The sequence below is a fragment of the Actinocorallia lasiicapitis genome, assembly GCF_054778695.1.
On the sequence record NZ_BAAGZI010000839.1, the window covers coordinates 1 to 787 of the forward strand.

Annotated in this window: 2 protein-coding genes; one reads left to right on the forward strand and one right to left on the reverse strand. The window is 75.3% G+C overall.

The window, feature by feature from the left end:
• Positions 1–411 (forward strand): prolyl oligopeptidase family serine peptidase (locus ACYVE7_RS34985; protein WP_460370962.1); only part of this gene is annotated, 411 nt, incomplete at its 5' end.
• Between the two features lie 4 nt (positions 412–415).
• Here the strand turns inward: ACYVE7_RS34985 and ACYVE7_RS34990 are convergent.
• Positions 416–787 (reverse strand): response regulator transcription factor (locus ACYVE7_RS34990; protein WP_460370963.1); only part of this gene is annotated, 372 nt, incomplete at its 5' end.

The following is a 787-nucleotide window of genomic DNA, read 5'->3' on the forward strand; positions in this document are numbered from 1 at the left end:
GCGCTCACCCAGCGGCCCGAGCTGTTCGCGGCGGCCGTCTGCGTCGCGCCGCTCCTCGACATGGTCCGCTACGAGCGCACCGGTCTCGGCGCGCGCTGGACCGCCGAGTACGGCACCGCCCGCGACCCCGAGGACCTCCGCGCCCTGCTCGCCTACTCCCCCTACCACCGGGTCGCGCCCGGCACCCGCTACCCGGCCGTCCTTTTCGCGACGTTCGACGGCGACACCCGCGTCGATCCGTCCCACGCCCGCAAAATGTGCGCGGCCCTCCAGCACGCCACCACAGGCCCCGCGATCCTGCTCCGCCACGAACCCGACGTGGGCCACGCCGCCCGCTCCCACTCCCGGGCCGCCGCCCTGGCCGCCGACCTCCTGGCCTTCACCGCCCACCACACCGCCCTCACGCTCTGACCTCTCAGGGGACGCGGGTGGGGTGGAGCCAGCCGCGGTCGCGGGCGATGGTGATGGCTTCGATGCGGGTGCGGGCGCCTACCTTGGTGACGACGCGGCCCAGGTAGTTGCGGACGGTGCCGCGGGACAGGTAGAGGCGGTCGGCGATCTCGCTGACGGTGGCGCCTTCGGCGGCGACAGACAGGACGTCGAGCTCGCGGGGGGTGAGCGGGGCGGGCGGGCCGTCGACGAGTTCGGCGAACGCCAGGTCGGCGTCGATGACGCGTTCGCCGCGCGCGCCCCGGCGGATCGCGTCGGCCAGTTCGGTGGGGGAGCTGTCCTTCATCACGAAGCCCGACGCGCCCGCCGCGACGGCGCGGCGCAGATCGCCGGGGCG